This is a genomic window from Neorhizobium sp. T6_25, from assembly GCF_002968555.1.
Lineage (GTDB): Bacteria > Pseudomonadota > Alphaproteobacteria > Rhizobiales > Rhizobiaceae > Neorhizobium.
The window spans coordinates 69,729-96,417 of record NZ_PVBL01000023.1; the positions used below are offsets into that span (position 1 = coordinate 69,729).

A 26,689-nucleotide genomic window follows, 5' to 3' on the forward strand; every position below is an offset into this window, starting at 1 on the left:
CCTGCGCAACCACCAGGGCCTATATCACGGAGGACGTGCTTGAAAAACACACTCAGAACATTTGCGACAGGTGCATTTTGCCTGGCCGCTGTCCTTGCCCATGCAGAAAGCCACGCGACGCTGCGTGACCAGGTGCGAGCAGCCAATAGCCGCTTTGCGGATGTCGCGGTCGCTTTGAAAGAAGGCTACGCGCCCATACCCTGCGCCAGCGGTGCCGATGGGGGTGCTATGGGGATCCACTACGTCAATGCAGCTCTGATCGGCGACGAGAAGGTAGAGATCGGCCGGCCCGAAGCCGTTATGTATGAGCCGACGGCGAAGGGCAAGATGAAGCTTGTCGCGGTTGAATATATCACGACGAAAGGGCCGGCCAATCTCGCCGGCCAACTGTTCAACTTCACCAGTGCTCCCAACCGCTACGGCCTGCCGTCGTTCTATGAGCTTCATGTCTGGGCCTGGCGAGACAATCCCAAAGGGGTCTTCGCTGACATGAATCCCAATGTTTCATGTGAGCATATCCACCCGACGACATACTGACCCTGTCGTAGAGTTCAAGAAAGATCTCAATCCGAAAGAGAAGAACATGCCTAGATTTATCATCGAGAGAAATATTCCCGGCGCCAGCGATCTGAGCTGGGAAACGCTGCAGGACATCGCTGCAAAGTCCAACGATGCCATTACCACACTCGGCGAACCTTACAACTGGATCACCAGCTACGTGGCGGGCGATAAACTTTATTGCGTTCATGAAGCCGAGAGCGCGGAAGCGGTCTACAGCCATGCGAGAGCGGGTGGTTTCCCCGCCGATAAGGTCACTGAGGTCACAACCAACCTTGGGCCCGGTAACGCGAAACGTTAGTCTAGTCATTTGACCAGCCGGCCGAAACATCAATTCGCTCCCCGGACCCTTTACACCGGGGGGCGCAACACCGCGCAACCACACTGCTGCACTTTAGCCGACAACCGTCTGCGTGAAAGACGAGCAATCTGAAGATTATATGATCTTCAGATGCCACCACTTCACCGACCGCAACGGTGCGATTTGGCTCGGCATCATCGATCGCCGGTGCGTGGCCAGCTAGGACGGCAGGCCATTAGTATTGTTCAGTCGACGCTACAACACAATCGCTCACGGCGCGGCTGCACGAGCGTAGCATTCGGGCAGTACGAGCCCCGAACAGACGTCCGTTCGGGGCTTTACTACATCAACTCAGCGCTTGCGCTCATCCTGGAGCAGGCAGTTGTCGGGCTGGAGTGTGTAGAAGTCGATAGACCCTCGCCCCAGGCCGATGTCCTTCAGAAAGCTATCGGGCATCTTGGAGAGAGCATGTCGATCTCGACGGAGTTGCCGCCTATGCAAAAATCGCTTCAATAATCTTTTGAGGGCTTCCATGCAAATCTCCATTTGAATAGCGGCTATTCCGCTGGAGAGACATCGCATCCGTGTGTGAGAAGGACTGTATGACACCCTCACGCAGGAGGTTGGAGGGTTGAGATGCGAGCATCTTCGAAGGTTCTCAGGTTATCTTCAGTCCAGGCAAATAGCCGACGTGACCGCCTTTATAAGGATGCGAACCGCCGATCTCTTCCTCAGAGAGGAGCTAACACTCTGCATCTATTAGTCCTGTCGCCAGTAAGCCTTGCATTTCCATAGTCGCTGTCCTGCTCTGCCGTAGCGCGCTCCAATTGCCCGCGCACTCGCCAACGCCCGAAGGTTATGCTGTTCGACGAGCCGACGTCGGCGCTTGATCCGGAGCTGCTCGAAGAGGGCCTCAAGGTCATGCGATCGCTGGCCGAGGAGGGACTAGCGATGCTGGTCGTCACCCATGAAATGGCATTCGCCCGCGACGTCTCAAATAAAGTTGTTCTTCTTCACAACGGAGCCGTGGAAGAGGAAGGCTCTCCCGCGGAGCTTTTTCAGTCTCCGAAGTCACCTAGGTTCAGCAGTTTCTTGCAAGCGTCCGGCAATAAAAGCATTCTCTAAATCGTGCTGCACCCCGCGGCCGACTACACGGATTCACGCTCGACGAGGGCGCATTCGACCTTCAGCTGGTCATGGCTGCTTTTCAGGCCGCCGGCGATGTCGTGGATCATTTCCACGGCCATGGCGCCCATCTCGAACAGCGGCAGGTGCAGGGTCGTCAGCGGCGGACGGATGAACTGGGCGATGTCGCGATTGTCGAACCCGATCACGGAGACGTCTTTCGGGACGGACTTTCCCCGCTCCTTGAGCGCCTCGACGCACCCGAGCGCCATCAGATCGTTGGCGCAGAAGATGGCGTCAGGGGGATTGGGCAGGTCCATCAGGAGATGGGTTTCGCTATAGCCTGATGACGGCTCCCAATTTCCGTAGCGCACCAGTTGCGGGTCGAAAGTGAAGTCGTTGCTGGCCAGCGCCTGCTTGTAGCCACGCAACCGGTCACGCGGATTGTCGAGACCCTCCTGGCCGTTGATCAAGGCGACCCGGCTGCGGCCGGCACGGATCAGCCGCTCCGTGGCGGCGCGGCCACCGGCGACGTCTCCCGGCACGATGGAGGGCAGTCGCCTGTCCTGGTCGTAGCAGTTAACCAGCACCGAAGGCACGGTGAACAGCGCCGCAGGCGGGTCAATCTTGCGGGTCAGGATGGTGCCGAAGATATAACCCATCAATGGCTGCTGCTGGCACAGCGAAAACACGTCCTCCTCGGGGTCCTCGCCCGCGCGAAAAATGCCAAGCGTCACGATAATGCCGAATTCGAGCGCCTTTTCCCGCGCGCCCTCGAAAGCGAGCGCCATCCAGGGATCGGTCGTCAGCTCGTCCGTGATGAAGCAGATGACCCTGTTGTCGGACAGGTCGCCCGACTGCGACCTGTTGGGGAGCCTGTAGCCGAGCTCCTGAACCGCATCCATCACCTTCCTGCGCGTGGCTTCGCTGAAGCGGGCGCCGGCACTGCCGTTGAGGATCAGGGAAACCGTTGCCTGTGACACGCTTGCTCGCGCCGCGACATCCATCATGGTTGGTTTCAAGGCATTCTCCATGTCGCTTGCCACAACACCGCAAGGTTTTCCACCTATCGCCGCATATTGCGGAATCGGTCGAATGCCACAGCAACGATTATGAACGTACCTATGAACATTCCTTGCCAGAAAGTCGAGATGCCCAACAGGATCAGGGAGTTGCGAATCACCTCTATCAACAGTGCGCCAACCACCGCGCCAAGCGCATTGCCCTCCCCGCCCGCCAGATTGGCGCCGCCGATCACGGCGGCGGCAATCACGGTCAGTTCCATTCCCTGTCCGAGATTGGTCGTGACGCTTCCCAGCCAGCCGGCCATCAGGATGCCGGCGAGCCCCGCGGTCATGGCCGAGAACATGTAGATGCTGACTTTCAGCCGCCGCACCGGAATGCCGGCTAGCACAGCCGCATTCTCATTGCCGCCGATGGCGAAAAGATGCTGGCCCCACCTCGTCCAGCGAAACACCAGCGACATGACCACGGCCAGCACGCACAGCACATATAATGGATGGGGAAGCCCGAGTGTGGAGCCGCCGCCGATCCACAGCAGCAGGTCGTGATCGGGACCGAACTCCCATATCATCTTGTTGTCCGAAAGCACCATCGCCAGGGACCGGGCGGCCGACAGGCTCCCGAGCGTCACGACAAAGGCCGGCATACCGGCATAGGCGATCAGGATGCCGTTGAACAGGCCGATCAGCAGGGCGGCACCCAACGCAAGACCGGCAGACAGCCAGAAGCCCATGCCGCTGGCCATGGCCACACTTATCACCATGGCGCTCAGCACCACGCTCGACCCGACGGACAGGTCGATGCCGCCCGATGCGATCACGGCCGTCATGCCGATGGCAATGACCGCCACGAAGGCGAAATTTCGGGCGACATTGAAGAGATTGCGGTCGCTGGTGAACGCATCGGTCATCAGCGACAGGGCCAGGCATGCCAGCACGGCCGCTATGAAGACCCAGAAGACCTGCAGGTTCTTCAGCCGGGCAAACCAGCCGTCGTGCTGGGAATTGTTGATGATGTCGTCGAGTGTCGTCATGGCGATTTTCTCCTAAGCGGCATCGATGGCGCCGGTGATCAGTCCGGTCACTTCCTCGGGCGACGAGGCGCCCACCGGTTTGCGGCAGACCAAGCGCCCGCGGCGCAGGACGGCAATATTGTCGGACACGCTGAAGATGTCCGGCATCCGGTGGCTGATCAGGATCACGCTGATGCCGCGGTCGCGCAGGCGGCGGATCAGGTCGAGCACTTCGGCCACCTGGCGTACCGAGATGGCCGCTGTCGGTTCGTCCATCATCACGATCTTCGGTTCCGACAGCAGCGTGCGGGCGATCGCGACCGCCTGGCGCTGCCCCCCGGACATGCGCCGCACGAGCTGCCGCGGGCGGGTTTCGGACTTGAGCTGCTTGAACAGGTCGGCAGAGACCGTGTTCATCCGCTTGAAATCGATGTATCGGATCGGCCCGAACCGGCGCAGTGGCTCCCTGCCCAAGAAGACGTTTGAGGCGGCCGAGAGATTGTCGGCAAGCGCGAGGTCCTGGTAGACCATCTCCACCCCCTCGCGCTGCGCATCGATCGGCTTGTGAAAGACGACAGATTTTCCATCGATGCTGAGTTCGCCGGTAGACGGGCGGAAATTGCCGGCGATGATCTTGACCAGCGTGGACTTGCCCGCGCCGTTGTCACCCATCAGTCCCAGCACTTCTCCCGGTTCGATGGACAGCGACACGTCGCTGAGGGCCTGGATCGCCCCGAAGTTTTTCGAAATTCCTGAAAAGACAAGTCGCGACACGTGGTTCTCCTCCCCCGCGATGGTTTCCTGGCGCGCCGGCAGGCGGCTCTTTACCCCGCCGGCGCTCCGTTTTGCGCATTTAATAACTAATTACTTGACTTAATATTATTAGTAAACAAAATCCACCACACAAGGATGTTGCAGGGGAGTGCGACATGAAACTGCTGGTTACAGGCGGCACAGGGAAGGTAGGACAGGCTTTCCTGCCGGCGTTCCTGTCTGATCTCCGTTTCGAGGATTGGGAGGTGGCGGCGCTTTGCAACAACAGGACCGTCATGCCTGCAGACCGCCTGTCCGTCGTCGCCGGTTCCATGTCGAATCCCGCCGTGATCGCCGGGGCCATGCAGGGCGTGAGCCATGTGATCCACATGGCCGCCGTCAAGGAAACGCCGGAACAGATCTTCGATGTTGCGCTGAAGGGCCTTTTCCTGCTGCTCGACGCATTCCGCAAATCCGATACCGCCCGGCAGTTCATCCTTCTCAGCGGCGATTGCACCGTGGGCCATATCTTCCAGCGCTACGACGAGCCGATCACGGAAGCCTCGGCGCGCCGCGCCTACAAGGGCTGTTATGCCCTGACCAAGACCCTGGAGGAAGTGATGCTGGAACAGTTCGGCATCCAGTATGGGGTGAATTGGACGACCCTGCGGGCGCCCTGGATCATGGAAAAGGATGACTTCCGCTTCGCGCTTGCCCTGGACGACGACCAGTTCGGCGGTCCGAGCTGGGCGGAACTGATCGACGCAGATGCGCTCGAAGAGTGCCGCAAGGGCGGCTATGCGCCCGTCATGCGCGATGCTGGGGGCGGCTACCTCAGACGCAATTTCGTCCATATCGACGATCTGGTCGGCGCGATCCTGGCTGCCATCGACAACCCGCACGCCACCGGCCAGCTCTTCAACATTTCAATGGACCAGCCAGTGGATTACGGCGATCTTGGCGCCCGTTTGGCGGCGCGGCATGGCTTACGGCCGATCGAGATCGACACCCCGTTTCACAGCAACTGGCTCGATAATTCCAAAGCAAGAATGCTGCTTGGCTGGGCACCGCAGGTCGATCTCGAGCAGATGATCGATCGCGCATGGCGCTACGAGCGCGCGGACAACGACCCGCGCATTGTCTGGTATCCCGGCTGAGGCATGAGCCTCGATCGGTGTAAGAGGAGGAGGAAAGAAAATGAAACTCAATATATTGGCAATGGCGGCCATGGCAGTTGCCGCGCTTGCTGCGGCGCCGGCCGCAGCGCAAGGCAAAAAGACCTTGGCGATCGTCGTCAAGGGTCTCGACAATCCGTTCTTCGAGCAGATCAATCTCGGCTGCAAGAAGTGGAAGTCGGAGAATGCGAGTAGCGAATATGAATGCCTCTATACCGGCCCGGCCTCATCGGCGGACGAGGCCGGCGAGGTCCAGATCGTCGATGACCTGCTGACGAAAGGCGTTGCGGCCATCGCCATTTCGCCCTCGAACGCGCCGGCCATGGCGACCCGCATCAAGGCCATCGCCCCGTCCGTTCCGGTCATGACTGTCGATGCGGACTTTCTCGAGAAGGACCATGCTCTGCGCAAGACCTATCTGGGCACCGACAACTACCTGATGGGCGTGAAGATGGCAGAGCAGACCATGAAGCTGAAGCCCAAGGGCGGATCGGTCTGCCTGCAACTCGGCAACGTGGCCGCCGCCAATATCAATGCCCGCGCCCAGGGCTTCCGCGACACCATCGGCGGCGCCAAGAACATCGATCGCCTGACCGGACAGGGCGGTTGGAAGGAAATCGCGGGGTGCCCGGTTTACACCAATGACCAGGCCGACCTTGCTAACCAGCAGATGTCGGATGTGTTCACTGCAAATCCCACACTGGACGCCTTCATCCTTGTTGGCGGCTGGGCGCAGTTTGCCCCGCAGGCCTATGCGCAGGTCACGGACCAGGTGATGCCCAAGCTCAAGAGCAAGGAGTTGATCATCATCGCCGGCGATACGCTGCCGCCACAGACCAAGGCCTTCCGCGAAGGTCGCAGCCATTCGCAGGTCGGCCAGCGCCCCTTCGAGATGGGCTACAAGGCGCCTGACGTCATGATCAAGCTGATCAAGGGCGAGAAAGTGGCCGATCCGCTGTTTACCGGCCTTGACGTCTGCAACCTAGACGATCCGGGTTTCTGCGCCAAGAACTAGTGGGGATCCCTGCCAGGGAGTGCCGGTTCGTCTCCCGGCCCCTTTGGCGGGATGCACGTATCAGTAATAATATTACTGAGTAACCAGATGTGAAACCGTGTTTAGCGCGACCTTTGAGGAATGGGTCGCGGGGAGGAGCAACATGAAACGTCTCAATTCGCTGATGCTTGCCGCAGGCCTGGTGCTTGGCGCCAGTCCGTCACTTGCCGCGGACAAGCCGACGCTCGCCTTTGTCGTCAACGCCGCGTCCGATTTCTGGAAACTGGCTGAGGCTGGCGTGAAGGCGGCCCAGGCTGAATTGCCGGGTTACGACCTGCAGTTCCGTTACCCGGCCCAGGGGACCGCCGCCCTGCAGAATGCCCTGATGGACGACCTGGTCGCCGCCGGGGCGGATGCGATCATGATCTCGTCGGCCGATCCGAAAAACTCGATCGGCGCCTTCAACAGGATCGCGGCCCAGGTGCCGCTGTTCACCACCGATAGCGATGCGCCCGCCAGCAAGCGCATCGCCTATCTCGGTTCGTCCAATACGGATGCCGGGGTCCAGGCCGGCGAGATCGCGCGGGCGGCCATGCCCAAGGGCGGAAAATGCATGGGCTTCGTCGGCTTCCTGGGGGCCGACAATGCCGTCGAACGGATCGCAGGCTTCCGCAAGGCGGTTAAAGGATCCGGCATAGAGCTGGTCGATGTGCGTGGCGACGATGTCGATTTCGCCCGCGCCCGGTCGAATGTCGATGACGTGCTGGCCGCCAGCCCTGACATCACCTGCATGGTCGGCTTCTATTCCTATAATCCGCCCAAGATCTACGAAGCGCTGCAGGCGGCCGACAAGTTGGGAAAAATCCAGGTCATTGCCTTCGACGAAGATCCCGTCACCCTCGGCGCGGTGAGGGAGGGCAAATTCGCCGGAACAGTGGTCCAGGACCCCTACCAATGGGGATACCAGGGCATGAAGCTGATGGCCGCCTACCTTAAAGGCGACAAGTCGCAGGTACCGGCAAACGGCCTGATCATCGTGCCGACCAAGAAGATCGACAAGGGCAATGTCGATGCCTTCGCCGCCGAGTTGAAGGCACGCGTGGGGAAATAGAAGTCGCCTCCAAAAAGGTGCCTGCTGCACGAACTCCCATGGTTCGTGCAGCACCTCTACGTTCCTGCCATCCGGGAGTTTCGATGACGGCCTATCGGCAAAAGGACATATCGCTCGACCTTCTGGGGATTACCAAGGTCTATCCGGGAGCAATCGCCCTCAACAATGTCTCGCTGAGCATTCGCGGCGGCGAGGTGGTCGGCCTGGTTGGAGAAAACGGTGCGGGAAAATCCACGCTGATGAAAGTGCTAAGCGGTGCCATCGCACCTGACGAGGGCCACATCGTCATCGATGGCGAGGAAGTGACATCGCTGACATCGGCGCGCGTGCATGAGCGCGGCATCGCCCTTGTCCACCAGGAACTCAATCCGTTTTCCAATCTCGATGTAACGGCAAACGTGCTTCTGGGGCGGGAGATCAGGCGCGGGATGTTCGGATTTCTCGATCAGGCCGCCATGGAGCGCAAGGTCGCGCCGATCCTCGCCAGGCTGGATACTCGTTTCGGCCCGAATGACGCTGTCTCCGGCCTGTCCCTGGCCGACCAGCAATTGCTTGAAATCGCCCGTGCGCTTTCGATCGATCCGCGCCTGCTCATTCTCGACGAACCCACGTCCAGCCTGACCCTGTCCGAGACCAAGCGTCTTCTTGACGTAATCAGGCAGTTGAGCGCCGACGGCGTGGCGGTGCTGTTCATCACCCACCGCCTGGCTGAAATCGAGGAGGTGGCGAGCCGCGTCGTGGTGCTGCGTGACGGCCGCAATGCCGGAGCCCTCGGTTGCGGCGAGATCACCAAGGACGCCATGATCCGGTTGATGATCGGCCGCGATGTCGGCCAGTTCTATGAAAAGGCAGAGCATGACCCCGGCAGGCCGGTGCTGGAATTGAAGGGACTGCGCACAAAGGCCTATCCGCAGCATCCGCTCGACCTTTGCCTGCGCGCGGGGGAGATCCTGTGCCTGACGGGCCTGGTCGGCGCGGGGCGTACGGAGCTTGCCCGCACGCTTTTTGGCATAGATCGCATCGAAGGAGGCGTGCTGGAGATCGAGGGCCAGCGGCTCGTCGGCCATTCCGTTCCAGCCGCCATCGCCGCCGGCCTCTGCCTGGTGCCCGAGGATCGCAAGACGGAAGGCCTTTTTCTCGATTTCTCGATCACCGAGAACATCGCCATGCCGAGCCATGCCGCGTTGTCGCGAGTAGGATTTGTCGATACAGGCGCCGAGACCGCCCTGGCTGAGGCATCGCGGCGCAAGCTGAACATCAAGACGGCAGGCCTCGGTCGCGCGGCGGCAGAAATGTCCGGTGGCAACCAGCAGAAGGTGGTCCTGGCCAAATGGCTGGCAATGAAGCCCAGGATCATCATTCTGGACGAGCCCACACGCGGTATCGATGTCGGCGCCAAGGCGGAAGTCTACCGCCTGATGCAGGCGCTCGCCGCCGATGGCGTAGCGCTGCTGATGATCTCGTCGGACATGGAAGAGGTGATCGGGATATCCGATCGGGTCGCCGTCATGTGCCGCGGTCGCATCGCCGGTATGCTCGCGCGCGATCAACTGACCGAGGAGACCATTCTCCAACTGGCCGTGGAATAGGGACTCCGTAGCATGCATAAAAAAGATATCGGATTAGCCACGCTTGTGATGACCGTCGGCGCAATCGTCGCCGTGATGAATCCACGGTTCCTGTCGCCGATCAACCTTGCCAACACGGCAAACCTGATCGGCCTGTTCGGGCTGTTCTCCATTGCCGAGGCCTTCGTCATCGTCACGGCGGGTATCGAACTGTCCATCGGCTCGGTGATCGCGTTGATAGGCGTCATTTTTGTCGATCTGATCGCCAGCTTCGGCGTTCCCTGGCCAGTTGCACTTGCAATCGTGATGGTGCTGTCAGTCACCATCGGCCTTCTGCATGGCTGGCTGATTACCCGCCTCAAGCTTCAGCCTTTCGTGGTCACGCTCTGCGGGCTTCTGATCTATCGCGGCATTGCTCGCTTCTACACCAGGGATGGCACGGCCGGCTTCACCTTCGGGTCCGACTTTCCGATGCTGGAATATCTGATCGCGGGCCGCACAGCCGGTGTGCCGCATTCCGTCGTCGCGTTCCTGCTGGTAGCTGTTGCAGCCTGGTTGCTCCTGCACCGGACCGTGCTCGGCCGGCATCTCTTTGCCGTCGGCAAAAATCCCGAGGCTGCGAGTTTTTCAGGTATCGACACCACCAGGGTCATCATCCAGGCCTATATGCTTTGCGCTTTCCTGACGGGCATTTCGGCGGTGTTTTTCGCCATGTATACCCGCTCCGTCCAGCCTTCATCCCATGGGAATTTTTACGAACTGTACGGCATAGCCGCCGCTGTCCTGGGCGGCTTCTCCCTGCGGGGTGGCGAGGGGTCGATCATCGGCGTGGTGCTGGGCGTGATCCTGCTTCAGGTCCTGCAAAATCTCGTCAATCTCCTGGGCATCCCCTCTTCACTGAATTTCGCCGTCATGGGCAGCGTCATCCTTGCCGGCGTGATCGCCGACACGCGGTTTTCCCGCTACCGCGACGCCCGCAGGCAGGCCATTGCCCTGGCCGCCTTGGAAGATGGTGGCAAGCCTCAAGCGTGAGCTGGGAGCTTGCGACGGGAGGAAGCACAGTGGGCATCGCCCACGGGCCTTGCCGGGAGGGAATGGCTGACCCGCTCGAACAGGATTGACACAGGATATTGTTCTTGAGATAGCGGCCACTCAAGGGGTGATGCCGATCTATCACCTCGCCGGTCCAAGGATCAACCCGCCCCAAAGCTCAGCTCCAGATCACTTGCAACTACATTGCCCAAGGCCTCGCCGTGAACGTACGCAGGGCCCGAGAAAGTCTGCCCGTCGACAAGGTTGACCATCAGTGAGCATTTCAAGGTAGGTGAATGAGCGCGCAGTTCGAGTGGTTCATACATTGGGGCGACATCATCATCCTGGGTCGTTCCTCGAAAACAACTACATGACGAGACTATTGGCGATCGAAAATCAGGAAGTCATTTTTGAGACTTGGGGTCTTGAGGTTCAGCAGCGTTTGAACCTAAGACTGGGTCATGCTGAGAGGATCACAGGTCTTGAAGGGACACGAACTCACAGCACCTACATGCACTGTCGTTACCTGGACCAGGGATTGATCACTTTCAGCCCAGCAGCCTCGAAAGGGCTTGTGTCGCGGGTTGCGATCGCGAGGCCGGTTGCTGCCGCTGTGGCTGCAATGTAGCCATCAGCTGTGCCGATCGCTTTTCCAAGTCCTCGAGCGCGTGCCATCAGTTCGGAATAGAAATGAGAAGTAGCCAGATGGAAGGGCAGGATGCGCTCGGAAAAGTGGGGCAGCACTTCGCCCTCAAGGCGGTCGCGAAGGATAGTTTGCCGTTTCCCTGAAGGCATAGCAGCGATCCCGAAGCGAAGTTCAGCAATCGTTATTGCGGAGAGGAACAGCGTTTCGATAGCTTGGGCGTCCAACCAGGCAATGACTGCCTCATCAGGAGCCGGTTTCCAAGGCTCGGATATTAGGTTGGTGTCCAGCAAGATCATTCGAAGGTCATCGGTTCAGCAGGTGTCTCGTCGCGACTTTTCTGCAAGGCTTCAACGTCGCTGTCGGAAAGCTCGGCATCGCGCCCAATCGCCGTCAGCAAGGAACCGAGCTTAACACGGCCCGGAGGACGAACAGCGGCTTCGATAATATCACGAATCTCGGCCTCGGTGCTCCGGCCGTGATGAGCCGCTCGCACCCGCAGAGCACGATGTGTTTCATCAGAAAGGTTTCGGACGGTGACTGCTGGCATGATATCATATCCAATAAGTGATGGCATTGATATCAAAATATCCAGAGTGTCGCCAAACTTCAAGAGGTTCATTAACGAGGACGAACATCGTGTGTAGATCGAGCCTGCGCAATTAGGTCTAACGTGGGCGGCGACTCATTGAAAATACCAAACCTTCATCGGATGATTCCAGCCGCTTGATCGGCAGCCAATTATCGATCAGGCTCTCGAACGCGCCGAGAGCGCCATCGTTGTCATTGACTCAGCCACCACCGCCCAGTCGCCTGCTGCGGAATATCTGACAGCTCTAGCTATGTGAGCTCCACGTTAGGAAGGTCTCTGGCTTGCCGCCATCCGTCCGCGCCTTCTCGATAAGCGGCCTGAGGGTGTCTTTGACGAATTCTTCCATTGTCGTGCGCAGCTCAGGACGATGGTCGTGAAACTTTACACGCCCATCGTTAAGAGCAGCCAAGGTGTCGTTATCGTAGACCCACCGTCCGAGAGTTCCGAACCTCTCCCGGAATACCGTCTCGACCTCGCGATCGCTCCTATCGATGAAGCGATAGTCCACCTCTCGACCGAGTGCCTGGCTGAAAATCGCGGCGATCTCGGTCATCGTGTAATCGATGCCCAGTTGCTTTACGGATCGGGGCTGGTCAGTCGGCATGTCGAACTCCTTGGCCGCGAGATCCGCGATATCCTGAATGGCAACCCAAGGGGTTTTGACGTTTCGGTCAAGCGACCAGCCGATCCTATCGTGCTGCGCGATGGAGTCGACCCATCCGGCGAGGTCCTGCATGAACCAGCCGCCCTGCAGGTGCACCAATTTGATGTCGCGTAGCCGGTTGAGGATCTGATCCAGAATATAGAAGCCCTGGAAATGGCCGGTGTTTCCGCTGACCTCGGATCCCATCCCGGTCAGGTTCACGGCCAATTTCACTGGGGAATCCCGAAGTGCGTCGAAAAACCGAAGTGCTACCATAGGGTAGTGCCCATGGAGGTCCGCCGACCCCCAAATGGTTTTGACCATTAGGAACGCAGCGTCAACGTCCTTGAAAAACGCGTTAAGCTCACCAGCACCTGTGTCGAAGCTGCCAAGGAACGGCTCTGCTCCTTTCGCGACAAGTGCATCGAGGGCGGGTCCGCCTCTCGAAAGAGCTTTGACTGAATGGCCTTTGGCCAAGAGGTTCGCGGTAAGTTTGGCACCGATCCTGCCGGTCGCGCCAACCACGGCTATACGCATGGGTGATCTCCTAAAGTTGATGGGCCCAATTCCTAAAGGATTGCGTCGCGAGCAAAAGTGGAGATAATGCCATATGATCTCGAAATCGGGCCAGACTTCGAATAAGCCACCCTGTAGTACCGCGATAGATCTAAGCCTCTCCCATCGGCCGGCGATGGCGATCAGGATGGACTTTGCCGACTATGAAGCCGAGGGGGTGCAGCACCAGCACCCGCAGGGTCAACTGATCTTGGCCTTACATGGCGCGGTTACCTGCAGAGCGGAAAGTGGGGTCTGGATCGTTCCGCCCGACTGCGGCGTTTGGATACCCGGAGGCGTTCCTCACAGCAATCAGGTCACGTCCAATGCTCGTCTAACATACCTGTTTGTCGAGCCCGGCGCTGCCATGCTTCCGGATGAATGCTGTACGCTTTCGGTATCGCCGATGCTTCGGGAGATGATACACCGGGTAGCGGAAGTATCAGAAACTAATGCGCGCGACTTTCATGTCGATCGCCTCGTGCGGGTCATGCTCGATGAGCTCGCGCTGATGCCGCGGGAGAGGCTGGAGCTACCCGTATCTGACCACCCAAAGATCGCCCTGATCGCTGCGGCTCTTTTGGCAGACCCGAGCGACCGCCGAACCCTCGGCCAATGGGCTGAGCATGTCGCCGTCAGTGAGCGATCGTTGAAGAGGCTTATGGTCGAGGAGACAGGATTGAGCTTCGGTCGTTGGCGGCGTCAGCTGCATCTGGTGATTGCGCTGAGGGAACTTGCGGGCGGCGCGACAGTCCAGCGGGTAGCAGGCGACCTAGGGTATGAATCCACGACGGCCTTCATCGTCATGTTCAAGAAGTCCCTCGGGACCACACCATCGCGTTACTTTGCCGATCGCTTATTGATCACGAAGCACGCGTGAGACACTGAATATCCAAGTTTGGCAGCGATAGACTAAGTTTGGTGTGAACGCCTCGGGCTGGGCCGCGGGCCACGGAAAACCGATACACTCTGCGGGCCTCAATCGGCGAAGGCTCATGAAGTCACGGAGTCCATATCGACGGTGATCTGCCACTGAACTTTCATCGAGCGGCGACTAAAGCCCCGTCCGTTCAGACCATAGAACCTATTGCCTCCTGTCCTCAACGAGTGAGGCAAAGTAAGAGGCCCCAAACGGAAGCGCTTCGTCGTTGAAATCGAACCACGCGCTATGAAGGAGGCGACCGTTGCTATCAGAGCCGTTGCCGATCCACCCGTAGCAACCGGGTCGGTCTTCGAGCATGAAGGCGAAGTCTTCGACGATCATCGTCTGCGGTGGATTCGTCTCGACCTTGTTGAACACCGACGATCCGACCGCTTCTGCGGACAGGGTGGCTGCCGTCGAATTGATGAGCGTTGGATACTGTTGGGCATAAGTAACCTTGCATTCAGCGCCAGTCGACAGTGCAATGCCTTTGACGATGCGGCGAACCGCCGATTCCGCAGCGGCTCGCGCAGCGGGAGAGAACGCTCTGACGGTGCCCCGAATCGTGATCATGTTCGGCAAAACGTTGTAGGCATCGCCACCGTGAATTTGAGTGGCGCTGACGACGACCGCGTCGATAGGATCGATGTTTCGTGCCGTAATCTGCTGAAGCGCGACGAGGATGTGTCCAGCCGTCAGGACAACATCGACTCCTTTGTGCGGCTGTGCCGCATGCATTCCCGTGGATGTCACCTCGATCTCGAAGGCATCGCCAGACGCCATCATCGGCCCGGCCTTCACCGCGAAAGTCCCGACGTCCATTCCGGGCCAGTTGTGCAATCCATAAATCTCGTCACAGCGAAAATTCTCGAAAAGCCCTTCACGGATCATGCGCGCTGCACCGCCATCTTCCCCGCCCATCTCCTCGGCTGGCTGGAAGATGAACACGACGCGGCCTGAGAAATCCCGGGTCTCGGCAAGATAGCGGGCAGCGCCTAGAAGCATCGTCGTGTGCCCGTCATGACCGCAGGCATGCATGACACCGCTGTTCGTCGACCGATGCGCGAAGTCATTGCGCTCCTCGATCGCAAGCGCATCCATGTCAGCCCTGAGCCCGATGGAACGTCCACTTTGACGGTTGCCATGAAGCACGCCGACAACGCCTGTACCACCCACGCCTTCGGTCACGTCGATCCCGTAGGAGCGCAGCTGCACTGCAACGAAGCTGGCGGTTTCATATTCTTGGTAGGAAAGCTCCGGGTTGGCGTGAAGATGTTGCCGCCACCGGGTCATCTCGTGGTGGAATTCTGCGATCCTGTTCTTGACGGGCATCTTCACTCTCTCCCTGTTCGTATATCGTGGTGAGCAAGCCGCAAATGCTCGCCCAGCGCCGCAATCGCACTTGTCTCGTTACCATCGCGGCAGGCCTGAAGTAACTTTCGGTGCTCGGCAGCCGATTTTTTGGGTCGGGCGACAATGGAACTCGCAATCACCTCGGCCAGAGCCGATGCCTTGTTCAATTGCTCGATGGTCCGCAGCAGCATCTGCCGGTTTGACGGACGATAGAGAGCATAATGAAAATCCCAGTTCAGTGCCGAAAGCCTCGAAGGCTCCTCTTCTGCGTCCGCGGCGTCGAGTGCCATCTCGGCTCTGGCAAGATCAAGCTTCGTGATCTGTGGAAGGGCGGACCGGAGTGCCAGCGGTTCCAAGACAAGCCGCATCTCGAACAGGTCGTCGACCATTCCCTGGTCCAGCTCTGCGACCCGCGCCCCCTTATAGCCGATGGTCTCCACCAGCCCCTCTTCGGCAAGCGATTGGAGGGCGTGCCGAAGCGGTGTGCGGCTTACGCCCAGCTGTTCGGAAAGGGCTTCCTGGCGCAGCGGCTGGCCGGGCCGGAGCGCACCGTTCAGGATCAACGTCCTGATCTTGACGGCAATCGTTTCTGCCTGCGGTTTGCTAGTATCCGAAATCATTATTGTATCCAGTACGAGATCTAGCTCACATTGTCAATTCGGAATGGGCATAAGCGTCGAACTGGTTATACCAGCGGTCACGATGATTGATCCACATGGGCTGGCCGATACGCGCCTCGTCCCGCCACCAAATCTCCACCGGCGTGCCGTCTGGCAGATCGGCCAGATGCGCCCTCGGCGTGCGGGAGAGGTTTTTTATATGCCTCGATGATCTCGCCATTCTGGCGGGTGGCGCGGTCGGGCGCTCATGTGGGAGAAGCCAAGGTCCTTCAGAAGCTTCCCGACATGGCGCTCGTTATAATCAACGCCGAATCGCCCCTTGATGACGCGCTGCAGATCGACGCGCCGCCAGCGGACCACGCCATCGACGAGCGGTCTGGCCCCGTCTCCACGATTCCAGCCAACGCCACCTTCTGAGCCGCAGACAAGCGCGCCTCTGGGCCAGCATACCACACGTCCTTCAGCCCCTCTGGACCGGCTGCGTTGAAACGGTGGACCCAGTCGCGCAGGCTTTGCCAGTCCGTGCGATCCGGGCGGCGTCGGAACGGCTTATTCCATCCAGAACCGCCGCCAGCGTGGCACGGACTTAGGCGCCCGCAGCCGCAGTCTGACGTCCGTCCATCTAACGGAGCGCCACGTCAGCTGTACCGTCAGTAAGGGCCGCTTCGAACAGCGGCTTCCCGTGACCGCCCAACCACTCCTCGATTGACATCAAAGGACCAAATTCCCGCGCGAGCGCCGGGATATCGGCTGCCCCGACGAGCAGACCGGTCTCTAAGAGTTCGGTCAGACGGTTGAGGAAAGGGTTTTGGGCAAGCAAATCATCGGAAAAGCGCGTGTAGGTGATCACGCGGCCGGCAGCTGCCGTAAATGCCCGCTCCAGGTCCCTGCCGGTCACAGACGCACCGGCCAGCTCGATGGTCTTGCCATCGAACCGATCCGCGGCCACCAGGATGTCGGCGTTAATTCGGCCCAAGTCGTCTACGGCGATCATTTGCATGGACCGCTCTGGCCGCATGAAGAAGGTAAACTCGCCCTGAGGCAGTCCCAGGCCGGGCAGAAGCATCATCTCCATGAAGCTTGCCGGACGGGTGATCGTACTCATAATCGGAAGGCTTCGCACATAGGTTTCAATCTCAGATTTGCTATCGAAATGTCCCATTCCCGTCGGGCCTTTCCCCGCTGCCCCGCCGGAAGAATAGACGAGATGTCGAACGCCCTGCCGAAGCGCGCTGTCCGCTATCGCCTTGCCTTGCCAAACTTCCTGTTCGTCCGTGATTTCACCTGCCGGTGAACTGGTCTGGACACTGAAAACGCCGGCGATGCCGGCCATCGCCCGGTTGATCGAATCAGCATCGAAAAGATCGCCGACTATCAAGGCGATGCCTTCGGCAGCCAAAGCCTTCGCCTTGCGGCTTTCCGGATCGCGGACAAAAGCTCGTACCTTTCTCCCCTTCGCTTTCAGTGCGCGCGCAACAGCCCCTCCTTGTTGTCCGGTCGCGCCGAACACGAGGAATTCTGCACTCTCATCCATATTGGTTACCTTTCGTAATTATTGAGGGTTACCAAGTGGAACCAATTGCAAGTCCTCGCAAGACGGCACATTTCTGATCGTCGGTTACATCATGATAACCATTGAAGGAGTTCATCGTGCAGCGTGAAATTAATGGTCGCCCCGTTATTGAAACCCCGCATGGACCGGTCCTGACGCCATGCGCGCCTGGAAGCGTGCTGGCCCGTCTCGGCGACAAATGGACTATCCTGGTCGTGTCTATGCTCGCCCTGGCGCCTCATGCGCCCATGCGGTTCGGCGCAATCCGACGCGGCATTCCAGACATCTCGCAAAGGATGCTTACCCTCACTCTCCGTAGCCTCGAACGCGACGGTCTGGTGGCACGTCACTACTATCCCGAAGTGCCACCGCGGGTAGAGTACGAACTGACGACGCGCGGCAAATCCATGCTGCAGCCCTTGGCCGCGTTCACGAACTGGATCAAGGATACTTGGCAGGACATAGAAGCGTCGCGGCAAGAATTCGACCAGAGTGAGCGAAGCGGAACGAGCGCTGTCATGCCTTGGAAGTAAAGACGTCAGCTCGAGGATAACGATGGCGAGATCGGAATTTTTTTCAAGCCAGTAGAGGTCATTTGGGCAACGCTGTCGCGCTTCACCTTAACTGCCTCCCGGCCTCGTGACTGCTCCGTCGGAAACTGCCGCGCAACCTTCAGACATGATTTCAAGCGGGAGGGCCATGCGATGCCATCGATGCTTTCTATTGGTCCCCTGCCAGACGCTGTTTATCAGTCCAGGATGGCGGCATCCCGACCTGTGAGGCTGCGAGGCCTATCAGACCAGGCGACCGGCCGAAATTCTCACAGGCGGGAAACCTCGGTTTCCCGCCAAGACCTGACTTAATCCTCTGCCCGGACGGGATTTTGGGCAGCGCCTTGAACGGTGACTTTCCGGTGACGAGCATCTTGGAAAAATCACCTCCGAAGCTCGCTCCAAGTGAATAGGCGTCGCCGATCTGCGAAACTCGCGCGCTGGTGGTCATGAAGTTCGCTCCTTTAGCCCATACCATCGCTCCCACCTGCTTGCCTTCTCTCGTCTTGGCTTCGGCCTCCACGGAAAGGCCTCCAAGCCCCATGGGCAACCTCGGAACGGGTACAGGTGAGAAAATACTGGCTCCGAGCGACGTCGCTGTAGACAGACCGGCCATTGTGGCGTTGGTCGGCACGATTTGGGTAATGGTTGCGTGAACAATAAGGTCGGCATCCTCCTTCCTGCCTACAACCTCGAAACGATCGCTGACACCGACGCAGAGGGCACGGCTGATCACATTCGCCACCAGCGCTCGATCGGAAGATTTCTTGATGGAATGCACTGCTGCGCCTGAAACCAATGTTGGCTCGATGTAGATTGTTTTAATGGCGCCGAGTTCTTTCAAAGAGACCTTGAAATCTGCTTTGGTGGATCGTCCACGATTTGATGTCAAACCGTCGTAAGACTCCAAGGAGCTCGCCCTTTCAAGTGGCACAGCGGCGCATCCTCCAAGAGTTGAGAAAAGCGACCACGAAAGGAGAGCCGATGCAGTCGGTCGATAACATGGACGGATAGCTGCCAAGCCAAGGCGGGAATATGACATTTCGTTCTCCTGTGGGGGGTGAGGGAAAGCCGATGCGGCTCGTCGTGCCAAGCGCACAGATCAGCACGACCGCTTTGAGCTGGTCGCGCGCCTCATCTTTCTTTTGGATCGGATATTTTTGGGAAAATGGAGAGCAGCCCGACTGCAGCGAAACCCGTCAACGCGAGCGCGCTTAGAATTGCGGCCCATCCGACAAAGTTTTCCTGCTGGATCAAAAGCCCGCCGGCGATCGGCCCGATGATGTTGATGAGAGAAGCAAGCGATTGGGCCATACCCATTGCGACACCTTGGGAGCCGGCGGGCACGATGAGGGTCAATGCGGCAACGAGTGTCGGCCTTGCCAAAGCCAAGCCCGAGGCAACCGTAAGGACGCCAACCGCCAGACCGGGGATCGTATCTCCGAAACCGATGAGCGCGAAACCGGCTGCGAGCAACGCGAACGAGGCTGCGGCGAGCGTCCGCTCTTGGAACGTCGTCCTGATGGCGCGCATTACCACAACCTGAATCAAGATGTTTGTTGCGCCAGCCGCAGTGAACAGGAGCCCTACCTCGGTGGGACCAAATGGCTCACCACCCCACTGGTATCGCGCATGAACCACGAGCGCGAGTTGTGAAGCGAACAGACTGAACGCCAGATACAATATGGCAAGAGCCGTTAGAATCGCCTTGACGTTCGGTAGGGCGATGAGATCGGCCATCTCACGAACAAATCTCCTCAATGATAGAGATGCGGTTGCGCTGTCGTCCACGGCTCGTTCGTCACTATTCGATTGATCGCTCGGCCGTTGCCTCTTCCTGAAGACACGGCTGCAGGACCGAAGGGGGAGCCCCGCCCGATCATCCTTAGGAAGGAGCGTCGAGGTCGCTATGATGCTGGTTAGGGAGAACACCGCAGCAACCAGGAATGGCACGGCCAGACCTTTTGGCGCGAGTGCACCACCAAGGGCTGGACCGAGCATGGTGCCCAAACCCATTGCCGCGCTCGCGAACCCGATCGCTTGCCTTCGGGTCTTGGCTTCGCTCCTATCTGCGACGTAAGCGATCGCTATCGCAACGTTAGCTGCGGACAGGCCACCGAGGATGCGGGCCACGAAAACAACGACGAGGTTGGGCGCCACGGCGAGCAGAAGCAAACTTACGCAGGTTCCCATCTGATTGATCAAAAGCAACCGCTTGCGCCCCAACCTGTCGGAGGCATTCCCCAGGATCGGCCCAGCGAAAAATTCGCAGATGGCAAAGCTCGCGAATAGAAAGCCGATCGTCAGCGGCGCGGCACCGAAATCGCGTGCGTAAAATGGTAGAAGAGGCAGGATGAGACCTGCGCCGGCGGTGTCGACGACGACGATCGCGAAAATCGGTAGGAGGGCGTTTCCATTCGCTTCTTCCGATCGCAACTTACCAACTTCATCAGACATTTCAGGCCTTTCTTAGTGTGCATTATACACGTAATCTAGAAAGGTCACCTCATGTCAACTGAAAAAGGTGTAAAATGCACATTCTTTTAATTTATCGCGCTATTCGATGGACTGACGGCGCCCTTAAAGAAATCACTGCGCAACGGGCTGCAATAGTTTCAACGGAAAGACTGGTGTGTCCTTCCACAATGCCCCGGACGTCGTCTGCTCGTAGCCAAGTCTGTACACGGCGTCCATGTAAGTCCTGTCGAGCGGATGAAGCATTGAATAGGGAAGCTGAACCTCGATCGATGCTACATGGAAATTGGCTCCCGTGCGGCGGGCATGATTGTAAAGCGCGGTCAGTTCGCTCTGCGCCTGAGACTTCAGGAAGGTCGAGTATGCTCGGCCCAGGGAGGACACCGTCCTGTTCGGCGTGACATCGAACTCGGGGATGAGCGCGTTGTTGACGATCACGTACAGATTGACCTTTTGCTGAACGGGCCTCTCGGAGAAAAGCGCGTTTTCAACGAGAAGAGGTGGCGTCAGGATCTGAGAAGTTGATCTTCCGTCGGAGTGGAACTCCTGAAACTGCCTTGCGTTTGACGTCGCCTGGATCATGACTGGAGGGAAGACGCCCGGGACACTCGCCGAAGCGACGATAACATCCCGGAACAGCTTCAGGGCATCCGGATTTCCGCTCGCAGCAATGGCGCCCATGTTCCAGATCACGCCACGTTGGGCATCGAGGTTTGTCGTGAGAACAAGCAGCCGTCGACCGTTGCGGTGTTCGGCGGCAATTTGGTTGAGGACATCGGGCGTGATGGAGCGTTCGACATGTCTTTTGAGCGGCCCGGGGTTGAGCAGACTTGAACCAAGTACCCCGAAGGGACCGTTGATCGCGACAAGCTCCTCCGCGACACCGCTGGTAAACAGATGCACCAGGGTCTTGTCATAAGCAGGACCCAGGAAGGCGTATGGCGCAATCAAGGCGCCTGTGCTGACGCCGGTTACGAGATCAAAACGCGGGCGCGTGTTCGTGGCAGTCCAGCCAGCGAGTACACCGACACCGAAAGCGCCGCTGCCGCCACCACCGGAGAGCATCAGTATATTTTTGCTGTCGGAACGGGTCTTAACCATCCAGTCGCGATGCCTTGCAAGGGCTTCATTGCGTGGGGAATAGCGGTAGGCGCGGATTTCACCATACCCCGCGATCAAGGCATTGTCGGCCTCACGGGCGTCGAAAGCGCGCTCTGGCGTCTGTGTGCAGGCGGAAAGAACCAACGTGGTGGACAAAAGGAGTATCAATGTTCGCATCGATTGCCTGATCACGAAGCAAATCGCCAGCGCCCTTGAATAGGTGTGAAAGAGCACATCATGCGCGGCGGCGGAAGTCGTCACCATGTCTCCCAGCGACCGAATACTGATTCTGTTTTCCAAGATGTTCTGGCCTGTCATTGAGTGGGTTCTCTCGAGCCGAGTTTGATGAGGAACGCTGCCATGGTCACGGCCATCGTATGTCTACTGGTTCGCCCGCAGCTCTGCCTCCGGGTCGGTGAGCGGCAGTCTTGTCCAGGCGATTGCTGCGGCAGTCGCAACGAACGCGATGATCGCGCCGGTCCAAATACCATAGAGAGCCTGGCCAATGAGAAAGCCGGCAATTACGGGAGAGACTGCCTCCGTGGCAGCAAGGAGCGATTGTGCAGTTCCCAGCACGATCCCTTGACGTTCGCGGGGAGCATGGACGGAGAGCGCCGAAATGAAGGTGGGGCGCGCCAGGGCATCACCGACACTGACGCAAAGGATGGCAAAGACAAGAACCGGAAGCGTCATCGCAAAGCCGACGGTGATGTAGCCGACGGCCGCGATCGCACATATGAGAACGATCAGCAGGCGTTCAGTGAAGTATCGCCCGAGCCATTGCAGCAGGAACAACTGGACAATGATGTTGATCGCACCATCGGCAGCCATGATGTATCCAAGTTCGCGCGGTCCGAACGAATTGCCTTCACTGATAAAGGTCGCTTGAAGATAGTTGGCGATCTGAGAGCCATACAGACCATAGGCAAAGAAGTAGCAGAGCAGCACGATCACAAGCACTCGGATCAAGGGAGAGCTTACGATTGACCTGATTGAGACCTTATCGAGGGAAACCTCGCTTTGGTCGGACTTATCGAAGCCGAGGGGTGCTGCGTAGCTGCCCTTGATCCACACAGTCGTCACGACGAGGCTGGCCGCGGAGAGAGCCATTGCGGCGTAAATCGGTACAGCCAGCGAGATGCCCGACAGATAACCTGTTAGGCCCGCTCCGACAACACCTCCAAGTCCGACAGCGGCATTCAAGACGCCTATGGCCTGCCGGCGGTTGTCTGGGGAACTGTGGTCTGCGGCATAGGCGGCGGCGGCAGTGAAGGTCGCCCCAGTAAGTCCGAACAGCATGCGCGCCAACAGAACCGGAAACACCGCCTTTGCCAGAGCGAGCAAGAGGAAGCTGGCAAAAGCAGCCGCCTGCGTTGCCAGCAGGATTTTCTTGCGTCCCAAGCGGTCGGAAAGCTGACCGACAAGTGGTCCTGCGACAAACTGAGTGAGCGCTTCAGTGGCGATCACGATACCGAAAATGAGCGGCGTTCCGCCCATCTCCTTGAAGTAAAATGGCAAAATTGGTAAGACTGCGGCCGCACTTGCCGCATAGAGGCTGACGCTGAGAAAGACCGGCAGCATCACGCGCCAGTCAAGCCTCGGCGCTGCCTTATCGTTACCTGCTATAGATGCGTCGGGGTTCATCTCGCGACTCCCTGCTGTTGACCGCACATGCGTCGCGGATGCCCAAATTCGCTGCGCAGGGATTTGCCGTCACCTGTTGAATGTGTATTATGCACATAATCCAGATATGCGAGGCCCGTCAACATAAAAGTGTAACATACACATTTATGTCGACACTTTTCTGGCTACATGCGTGCATTCTACACGGTTCTGGTAAGGGCCGCTTGGAGGCCTTACCTATCCCACGAATTCCGGCGTCGCCGGTTTACATTGATTTCCCGGATCCGATCATCAAACCGAACGAGATGCGGGCGCCGTCAACGCCGCCCAGATGAGCGAAGTGGTCAAGAGCCGCCGGTCAGGCAGACACTACAGCTTGTCGGCCAGCCACCGCGCTGGATGCTCTACTGAGAGCGGCGCGTCGGGGAACCTCCGGATCGCGTTCAGGACAGTCGGGCTCGCCGACGGTAATCATGCCTGGAATGAGGGCGGCATCCGATCGGTCTTCACCGTTTTACGTTCCGCCGACGTCACGTCTGGTTCATTCGCTGGCGACCTGCGCTTGACGGCAATAGTCCTCCAACAGTTCCACTTCAGCCACCTATCTTTCGGTGCCAGGCTGACCGCTCATGCCGTCGGCGAACATCCGCATGAGCCGGATCAACTCGTCGAAGTCTTGGCGGGGCCAATCCCGGAACAGGGAAAACGCCATCGTTTCACGCGCCACATCGAGGGCATCGGTCGCTTCCTTTCCCCTCGGCGTGATGACCGCCTCACGCACCCGCTTGTCGACCGAGCTCGAGCGGCGCTCGACGAGTTCAAGCGCCTCAAGACGCGCAACCTGACGGCTGACGGTCGTGTAGTCGCGTCCGACACCCTCTGCCAATTCTACAACGCCGATCGGCCCCCGCCGCTCGATCGTGACGAGAAGAGGAAAAAGCGCTCGTTCGAGTGTCAATCCGGCCATTTCCAGCAACTGCGCGTCACGTTCAGGACGGTTCATAAGGCTGCCGATGTCGACAAGCGAGCGGTGCAGCTCAGGCAGCATTTTCTTAATATGTGTATTTTGCACTTTTTTTGTTGACACGCCAACACCTCCTGATGATATGTGCATCATACACACTTGGAGGCGACAATGGAAGACGAAAACACCCTCGCAGTTCTGATCTGTGGTGCTGGCGCAGCCGGCCTCACACTAGCTATCGACCTTGCACGGCGTGGCGTGCCGTTCCGCCTTATCGAGAAGATCGATCAAGCCTTTCCCGGCTCGCGCGGGAAGGGCATCCAGCCGCGGACCCAGGAAGTGTTCGAGGATTTGGGTATCATCGACCGGGTCGTCGCCGCAGGCGGCACCTATCCCCGGATGCGCGAGTATTGGGGCGATGGTACCCATACCGAAAGGGACATCGCCGAACGTGACGATCCAACGCCGGCGGAGCCTTATCACATCGCGCTGATGATCCCGCAGTTCCTGACGGAGGAGTTAATGCGCGAGCGGCTCGCGGAGTTCGGCCATCGGGTTGAATTTGGATACGAACTTGTCGACTTTGAGCAGGATGAGCAGAGTGTCACCGCGCGTCTGATCGGCCCCGCCGGCGAAGAGTTCGTGCAGTGCCGCTACCTCATTGGAGCTGACGGCGGCCGCAGCTTCGTTCGGGATGCCCTCGGCGTCGATTTTCCAGGCAAGACGCTGGGCGTGCGGGCAATGGTGGCGGATGCCAACTTGATCGGCCTCGACCGCGAGGTCTGGCACCAGTTCAACAACGGCAGTATGGAGCGCATGCTCTCGGTTTGCCCGCTCGCCGGAACTGACCTTTTCCAGATCCAGGCAGTCATTCCCTTAGAAGGCGAAGTGGACCTCACCCAAGAGGGGATCGTGGGAATGATCCGCGAAAGGACGGGGCGCAATGACGTTAAGGTCCGATTGGTGAGCTGGGCTTCCGCTTATTCCATGAACGCCCGGCTTGCCGATCGTTACCGGAGTGGTCGCGTACTCCTCGTCGGTGACGCTGCCCACATCCATCCGCCGACCGGCGGCCAGGGCCTCAACACCAGCGTCCAGGATGCCTATAACCTGGGGTGGAAGCTGGCCGCGGTGCTCGACGGCGCTCCGGATCGTCTGCTCGACAGCTATGAAAGCGAGCGGCGCCCGGTCGCGGAAGCGATGCTCGGGCTTGCAGCTGGCCTTCTCGATGCAGCAAAGCGCGGGGAGATGCGGCGCGGTCGTGAGCTGCGCCAGCTCGGCATCGGATATACGGAATCCCCGCTCACGCTCAATCGATCCGGACGCATGAGCCCCTTGCTTGCCGGAGATCGCGCGCCCGATGCTCCGCTTCGTGGTGCGGCCGGATGTTTCCGGCGCCTCTTCGACTTGTTCACCGGCTCGCACTGGACGCTCGTCGGTTTCGAGGCTGAGCGTGATATCACCAGTGGACGAAAGGGCCTGCACATCCATCGGGTCGGGCCGGGGTGCGAATTGCAGGACATGGCTGGTCATTTCCGCAATGCCTATGGACTGTTGCCCGGCGAATGGGTGCTGGTTCGACCTGACGGATATGTAGCCGCGATCGTAAGCCCGGATGAGACCTCCATGCTCCAAACCTTCTTTTCGGAGGTGGGACTGACGGAAACGGACCGATTACGCCACTGAGTTGATCGAAAGACAATGGTAGATTCCGGCCACTATGGTTGAGACGCGGCTTTCGCTGTGCTGGGCTCGAAACCGAGAGCGAATTCGATTACCCGGAGGACATTTCGCACGGCTTGAGTGTCGGCCCAGGCCCAGCCAATCGATAGAGGTTGAAGCTGACGAAATAGGTTCCGCTAAGCTCCTCGCTATAAAGCCATATCCGTTGGCCATCCTGCGGCCGCTTGACGGTCACGCCCGATGATCGATTACCAAGCTTTCCGCTGCCTCCGTAGCCCCGTTTCGGCATCGCGGCGGGGCTTTTCCGCAAGGCAGGACTAACGTCTCACCAGCATTCCGCTGCCCACGCGACGCCGACCTGCAGGAGGAGAATGAACTCTGCATCAACAAAGCAGCAGCTTCGCGCATCAGGACTTCAGGACACAGACACGTCCGGAAGATTGGTGGGGAAGCGTTGAAGGCTCAAACCGGCGGTCAAGAGATCATATGCTCTAGTTCCTTTTGTTGGGTTGGTGGCCCTCATCAGACCGGTTACCATCGTCGGATCCCTAAGCCGAGCATAGAAGAGTCTCAGGCTTAGGAAGAGCCCGCGCAGGGGGTACGCGCGGGCTCTTTCGTGTGAGCAAAGGGCATAGGTGATCCCGTTCCCGGCTTCGCGCGAGCCATTGGCTGACTCCGGTTCAGGATGTTCCTCGTCCTTAATCTGATCGCTTCTCTTCTTTGCGAAGTGCTACAGCTTTCGTGGCGCCGACGTCCGAAA

Annotated in this window: 26 protein-coding genes and 3 pseudogenes; 11 read left to right on the forward strand and 18 right to left on the reverse strand. The window is 58.9% G+C overall.

The window, feature by feature from the left end; all coding sequences use genetic code 11:
* Positions 1 to 81 precede the first annotated feature (81 nt).
* Positions 82 to 537, forward strand: a complete 456-nt coding sequence (locus C5L10_RS24875) for a hypothetical protein (RefSeq protein ID WP_105431890.1) — start codon at positions 82 to 84, stop codon at positions 535 to 537.
* A gap of 46 nt (positions 538 to 583) precedes the next feature.
* Positions 584 to 859: a DUF4242 domain-containing protein gene (locus C5L10_RS24880; RefSeq protein WP_105431842.1), complete on the forward strand. Its 276-nt coding sequence runs from the start codon at positions 584 to 586 to the stop codon at positions 857 to 859.
* Positions 860 to 1,210: 351 nt separating this feature from the next.
* On the opposite strand, the gene C5L10_RS24885 is transcribed toward C5L10_RS24880, so the two are convergent.
* Positions 1,211 to 1,393, reverse strand: coding sequence for a DUF1127 domain-containing protein (locus tag C5L10_RS24885; protein ID WP_172717160.1), 183 nt, complete (start codon positions 1,391 to 1,393; stop codon positions 1,211 to 1,213).
* 283 nt (positions 1,394 to 1,676) lie between these two features.
* Between C5L10_RS24885 and C5L10_RS24890 the strand changes: the two are divergent.
* A pseudogene (locus C5L10_RS24890) lies at positions 1,677 to 1,984 on the forward strand (histidine/lysine/arginine/ornithine ABC transporter ATP-binding protein); the annotation flags it as partial.
* A 23-nt stretch (positions 1,985 to 2,007) separates the two neighbouring features.
* On the opposite strand, the gene C5L10_RS24895 reads toward C5L10_RS24890, so the two are convergent.
* Genes C5L10_RS24895 through C5L10_RS24905 form a run of 3 tightly spaced genes read right to left on the reverse strand, consistent with a single transcriptional unit; the run spans position 2,008 to position 4,793 of the window.
* Positions 2,008 to 3,006: a LacI family DNA-binding transcriptional regulator gene (locus C5L10_RS24895; RefSeq protein ID WP_245448163.1), complete on the reverse strand. Its 999-nt coding sequence runs from the start codon at positions 3,004 to 3,006 to the stop codon at positions 2,008 to 2,010.
* Between the two features lie 44 nt (positions 3,007 to 3,050).
* Complete coding sequence (locus C5L10_RS24900; RefSeq protein WP_105431844.1) at positions 3,051 to 4,040, reverse strand: ABC transporter permease; 990 nt, start codon at positions 4,038 to 4,040, stop codon at positions 3,051 to 3,053.
* 12 nt (positions 4,041 to 4,052) lie between these two features.
* Positions 4,053 to 4,793 (reverse strand): ATP-binding cassette domain-containing protein, encoded by a 741-nt coding sequence (locus tag C5L10_RS24905; protein ID WP_105431845.1) that lies wholly within the window; start codon positions 4,791 to 4,793, stop codon positions 4,053 to 4,055.
* Positions 4,794 to 4,948: 155 nt separating this feature from the next.
* Between C5L10_RS24905 and C5L10_RS24910 the strand changes: the two genes are divergently transcribed.
* From C5L10_RS24910 to C5L10_RS24930, 5 genes are all read left to right on the forward strand, one after another.
* Complete coding sequence (locus C5L10_RS24910) at positions 4,949 to 5,929, forward strand: NAD(P)-dependent oxidoreductase (protein WP_105431846.1); 981 nt, start codon at positions 4,949 to 4,951, stop codon at positions 5,927 to 5,929.
* A gap of 40 nt (positions 5,930 to 5,969) precedes the next feature.
* Complete coding sequence (locus C5L10_RS24915) at positions 5,970 to 6,962, forward strand: substrate-binding domain-containing protein (protein WP_105431847.1); 993 nt, start codon at positions 5,970 to 5,972, stop codon at positions 6,960 to 6,962.
* Positions 6,963 to 7,104: 142 nt separating this feature from the next.
* Complete coding sequence (locus C5L10_RS24920; RefSeq protein ID WP_105431848.1) at positions 7,105 to 8,052, forward strand: sugar-binding protein; 948 nt, start codon at positions 7,105 to 7,107, stop codon at positions 8,050 to 8,052.
* A gap of 83 nt (positions 8,053 to 8,135) precedes the next feature.
* Positions 8,136 to 9,641 carry a sugar ABC transporter ATP-binding protein gene (locus C5L10_RS24925; protein WP_105431849.1) on the forward strand — a complete coding sequence of 502 codons (1,506 nt, stop codon included), beginning with the start codon at positions 8,136 to 8,138 and terminating at the stop codon, positions 9,639 to 9,641.
* 12 nt (positions 9,642 to 9,653) lie between these two features.
* Complete coding sequence (locus C5L10_RS24930; protein WP_105431850.1) at positions 9,654 to 10,652, forward strand: ABC transporter permease; 999 nt, start codon at positions 9,654 to 9,656, stop codon at positions 10,650 to 10,652.
* On the opposite strand, the gene C5L10_RS24935 is transcribed toward C5L10_RS24930, so the two are convergent.
* The 4 genes from C5L10_RS24935 to C5L10_RS24950 form a co-directional block, all read right to left on the reverse strand.
* Positions 10,543 to 10,797 (reverse strand): hypothetical protein, encoded by a 255-nt coding sequence (locus C5L10_RS24935; protein WP_245448177.1) that lies wholly within the window; start codon positions 10,795 to 10,797, stop codon positions 10,543 to 10,545. The two genes, C5L10_RS24930 and C5L10_RS24935, sit on opposite strands and share 110 nt — an antisense overlap.
* A 377-nt stretch (positions 10,798 to 11,174) precedes the next feature.
* Positions 11,175 to 11,594, reverse strand: coding sequence for a type II toxin-antitoxin system VapC family toxin (locus C5L10_RS24940; RefSeq protein ID WP_105431851.1), 420 nt, complete (start codon positions 11,592 to 11,594; stop codon positions 11,175 to 11,177).
* Positions 11,591 to 11,845: a plasmid stabilization protein gene (locus C5L10_RS24945; RefSeq protein WP_105431892.1), complete on the reverse strand. Its 255-nt coding sequence runs from the start codon at positions 11,843 to 11,845 to the stop codon at positions 11,591 to 11,593. The genes C5L10_RS24940 and C5L10_RS24945 overlap by 4 nt, the downstream gene beginning before the upstream one ends.
* Positions 11,846 to 12,131: 286 nt before the next feature.
* Positions 12,132 to 13,067: an NmrA family NAD(P)-binding protein gene (locus C5L10_RS24950; protein ID WP_105431852.1), complete on the reverse strand. Its 936-nt coding sequence runs from the start codon at positions 13,065 to 13,067 to the stop codon at positions 12,132 to 12,134.
* Positions 13,068 to 13,140: 73 nt separating this feature from the next.
* Here C5L10_RS24950 and C5L10_RS24955 point away from each other — a divergent pair, with 73 nt between their 5' ends.
* On the forward strand, positions 13,141 to 13,965 hold the full coding sequence (locus tag C5L10_RS24955) for a helix-turn-helix transcriptional regulator (protein WP_105431853.1): 825 nt from the start codon (positions 13,141 to 13,143) through the stop codon (positions 13,963 to 13,965).
* A 204-nt stretch (positions 13,966 to 14,169) separates the two neighbouring features.
* On the opposite strand, the gene C5L10_RS24960 is transcribed toward C5L10_RS24955, so the two are convergent.
* The 4 genes and pseudogenes from C5L10_RS24960 to C5L10_RS24975 form a co-directional block, all read right to left on the reverse strand.
* Entirely contained in the window at positions 14,170 to 15,339 is a 1,170-nt protein-coding gene (locus C5L10_RS24960) for a M20 aminoacylase family protein (RefSeq protein ID WP_105431854.1), read from the reverse strand.
* A 2-nt stretch (positions 15,340 to 15,341) separates the two neighbouring features.
* On the reverse strand, positions 15,342 to 15,980 hold the full coding sequence (locus tag C5L10_RS24965) for a GntR family transcriptional regulator (protein WP_105431855.1): 639 nt from the start codon (positions 15,978 to 15,980) through the stop codon (positions 15,342 to 15,344).
* 100 nt (positions 15,981 to 16,080) lie between these two features.
* A pseudogene (locus C5L10_RS34470) lies at positions 16,081 to 16,554 on the reverse strand (winged helix-turn-helix domain-containing protein); the annotation flags it as partial.
* A gap of 48 nt (positions 16,555 to 16,602) precedes the next feature.
* The gene (locus C5L10_RS24975) at positions 16,603 to 17,514 is read right to left on the reverse strand and encodes an NmrA/HSCARG family protein (RefSeq protein ID WP_105431857.1); all 912 of its coding nucleotides are present in this window, start codon (positions 17,512 to 17,514) and stop codon (positions 16,603 to 16,605) included.
* Between the two features lie 101 nt (positions 17,515 to 17,615).
* On the opposite strand from C5L10_RS24975, the gene C5L10_RS24980 reads away from it, so the two are divergent.
* Positions 17,616 to 18,065 carry a helix-turn-helix domain-containing protein gene (locus C5L10_RS24980; RefSeq protein ID WP_245448165.1) on the forward strand — a complete coding sequence of 150 codons (450 nt, stop codon included), beginning with the start codon at positions 17,616 to 17,618 and terminating at the stop codon, positions 18,063 to 18,065.
* Positions 18,066 to 18,252: 187 nt separating this feature from the next.
* Here the strand turns inward: C5L10_RS24980 and C5L10_RS24985 are convergent, their stop codons facing one another.
* The 5 genes from C5L10_RS24985 to C5L10_RS25005 form a co-directional block, all read right to left on the reverse strand.
* Positions 18,253 to 18,993: a DUF3313 domain-containing protein gene (locus C5L10_RS24985; RefSeq protein WP_245448167.1), complete on the reverse strand. Its 741-nt coding sequence runs from the start codon at positions 18,991 to 18,993 to the stop codon at positions 18,253 to 18,255.
* 224 nt (positions 18,994 to 19,217) lie between these two features.
* Positions 19,218 to 20,540, reverse strand: a complete 1,323-nt coding sequence (locus C5L10_RS24990; RefSeq protein WP_105431859.1) for an MFS transporter — start codon at positions 20,538 to 20,540, stop codon at positions 19,218 to 19,220.
* Positions 20,541 to 20,672: 132 nt separating this feature from the next.
* The gene (locus tag C5L10_RS24995) at positions 20,673 to 21,977 is read right to left on the reverse strand and encodes a patatin-like phospholipase family protein (protein WP_371411983.1); all 1,305 of its coding nucleotides are present in this window, start codon (positions 21,975 to 21,977) and stop codon (positions 20,673 to 20,675) included.
* 63 nt (positions 21,978 to 22,040) lie between these two features.
* Positions 22,041 to 23,303 (reverse strand): MFS transporter, encoded by a 1,263-nt coding sequence (locus C5L10_RS25000; RefSeq protein ID WP_105431860.1) that lies wholly within the window; start codon positions 23,301 to 23,303, stop codon positions 22,041 to 22,043.
* A 580-nt stretch (positions 23,304 to 23,883) separates the two neighbouring features.
* Complete coding sequence (locus C5L10_RS25005) at positions 23,884 to 24,330, reverse strand: MarR family winged helix-turn-helix transcriptional regulator (RefSeq protein ID WP_371411986.1); 447 nt, start codon at positions 24,328 to 24,330, stop codon at positions 23,884 to 23,886.
* An 87-nt stretch (positions 24,331 to 24,417) separates the two neighbouring features.
* Here C5L10_RS25005 and C5L10_RS25010 point away from each other — a divergent pair, with 87 nt between their 5' ends.
* Positions 24,418 to 25,932: an FAD-dependent oxidoreductase gene (locus C5L10_RS25010; protein WP_105431861.1), complete on the forward strand. Its 1,515-nt coding sequence runs from the start codon at positions 24,418 to 24,420 to the stop codon at positions 25,930 to 25,932.
* A 32-nt stretch (positions 25,933 to 25,964) separates the two neighbouring features.
* Here the strand turns inward: C5L10_RS25010 and C5L10_RS34475 are convergent.
* Positions 25,965 to 26,218: pseudogene (locus C5L10_RS34475) on the reverse strand (hypothetical protein).
* Positions 26,219 to 26,689 lie beyond the last annotated feature (471 nt).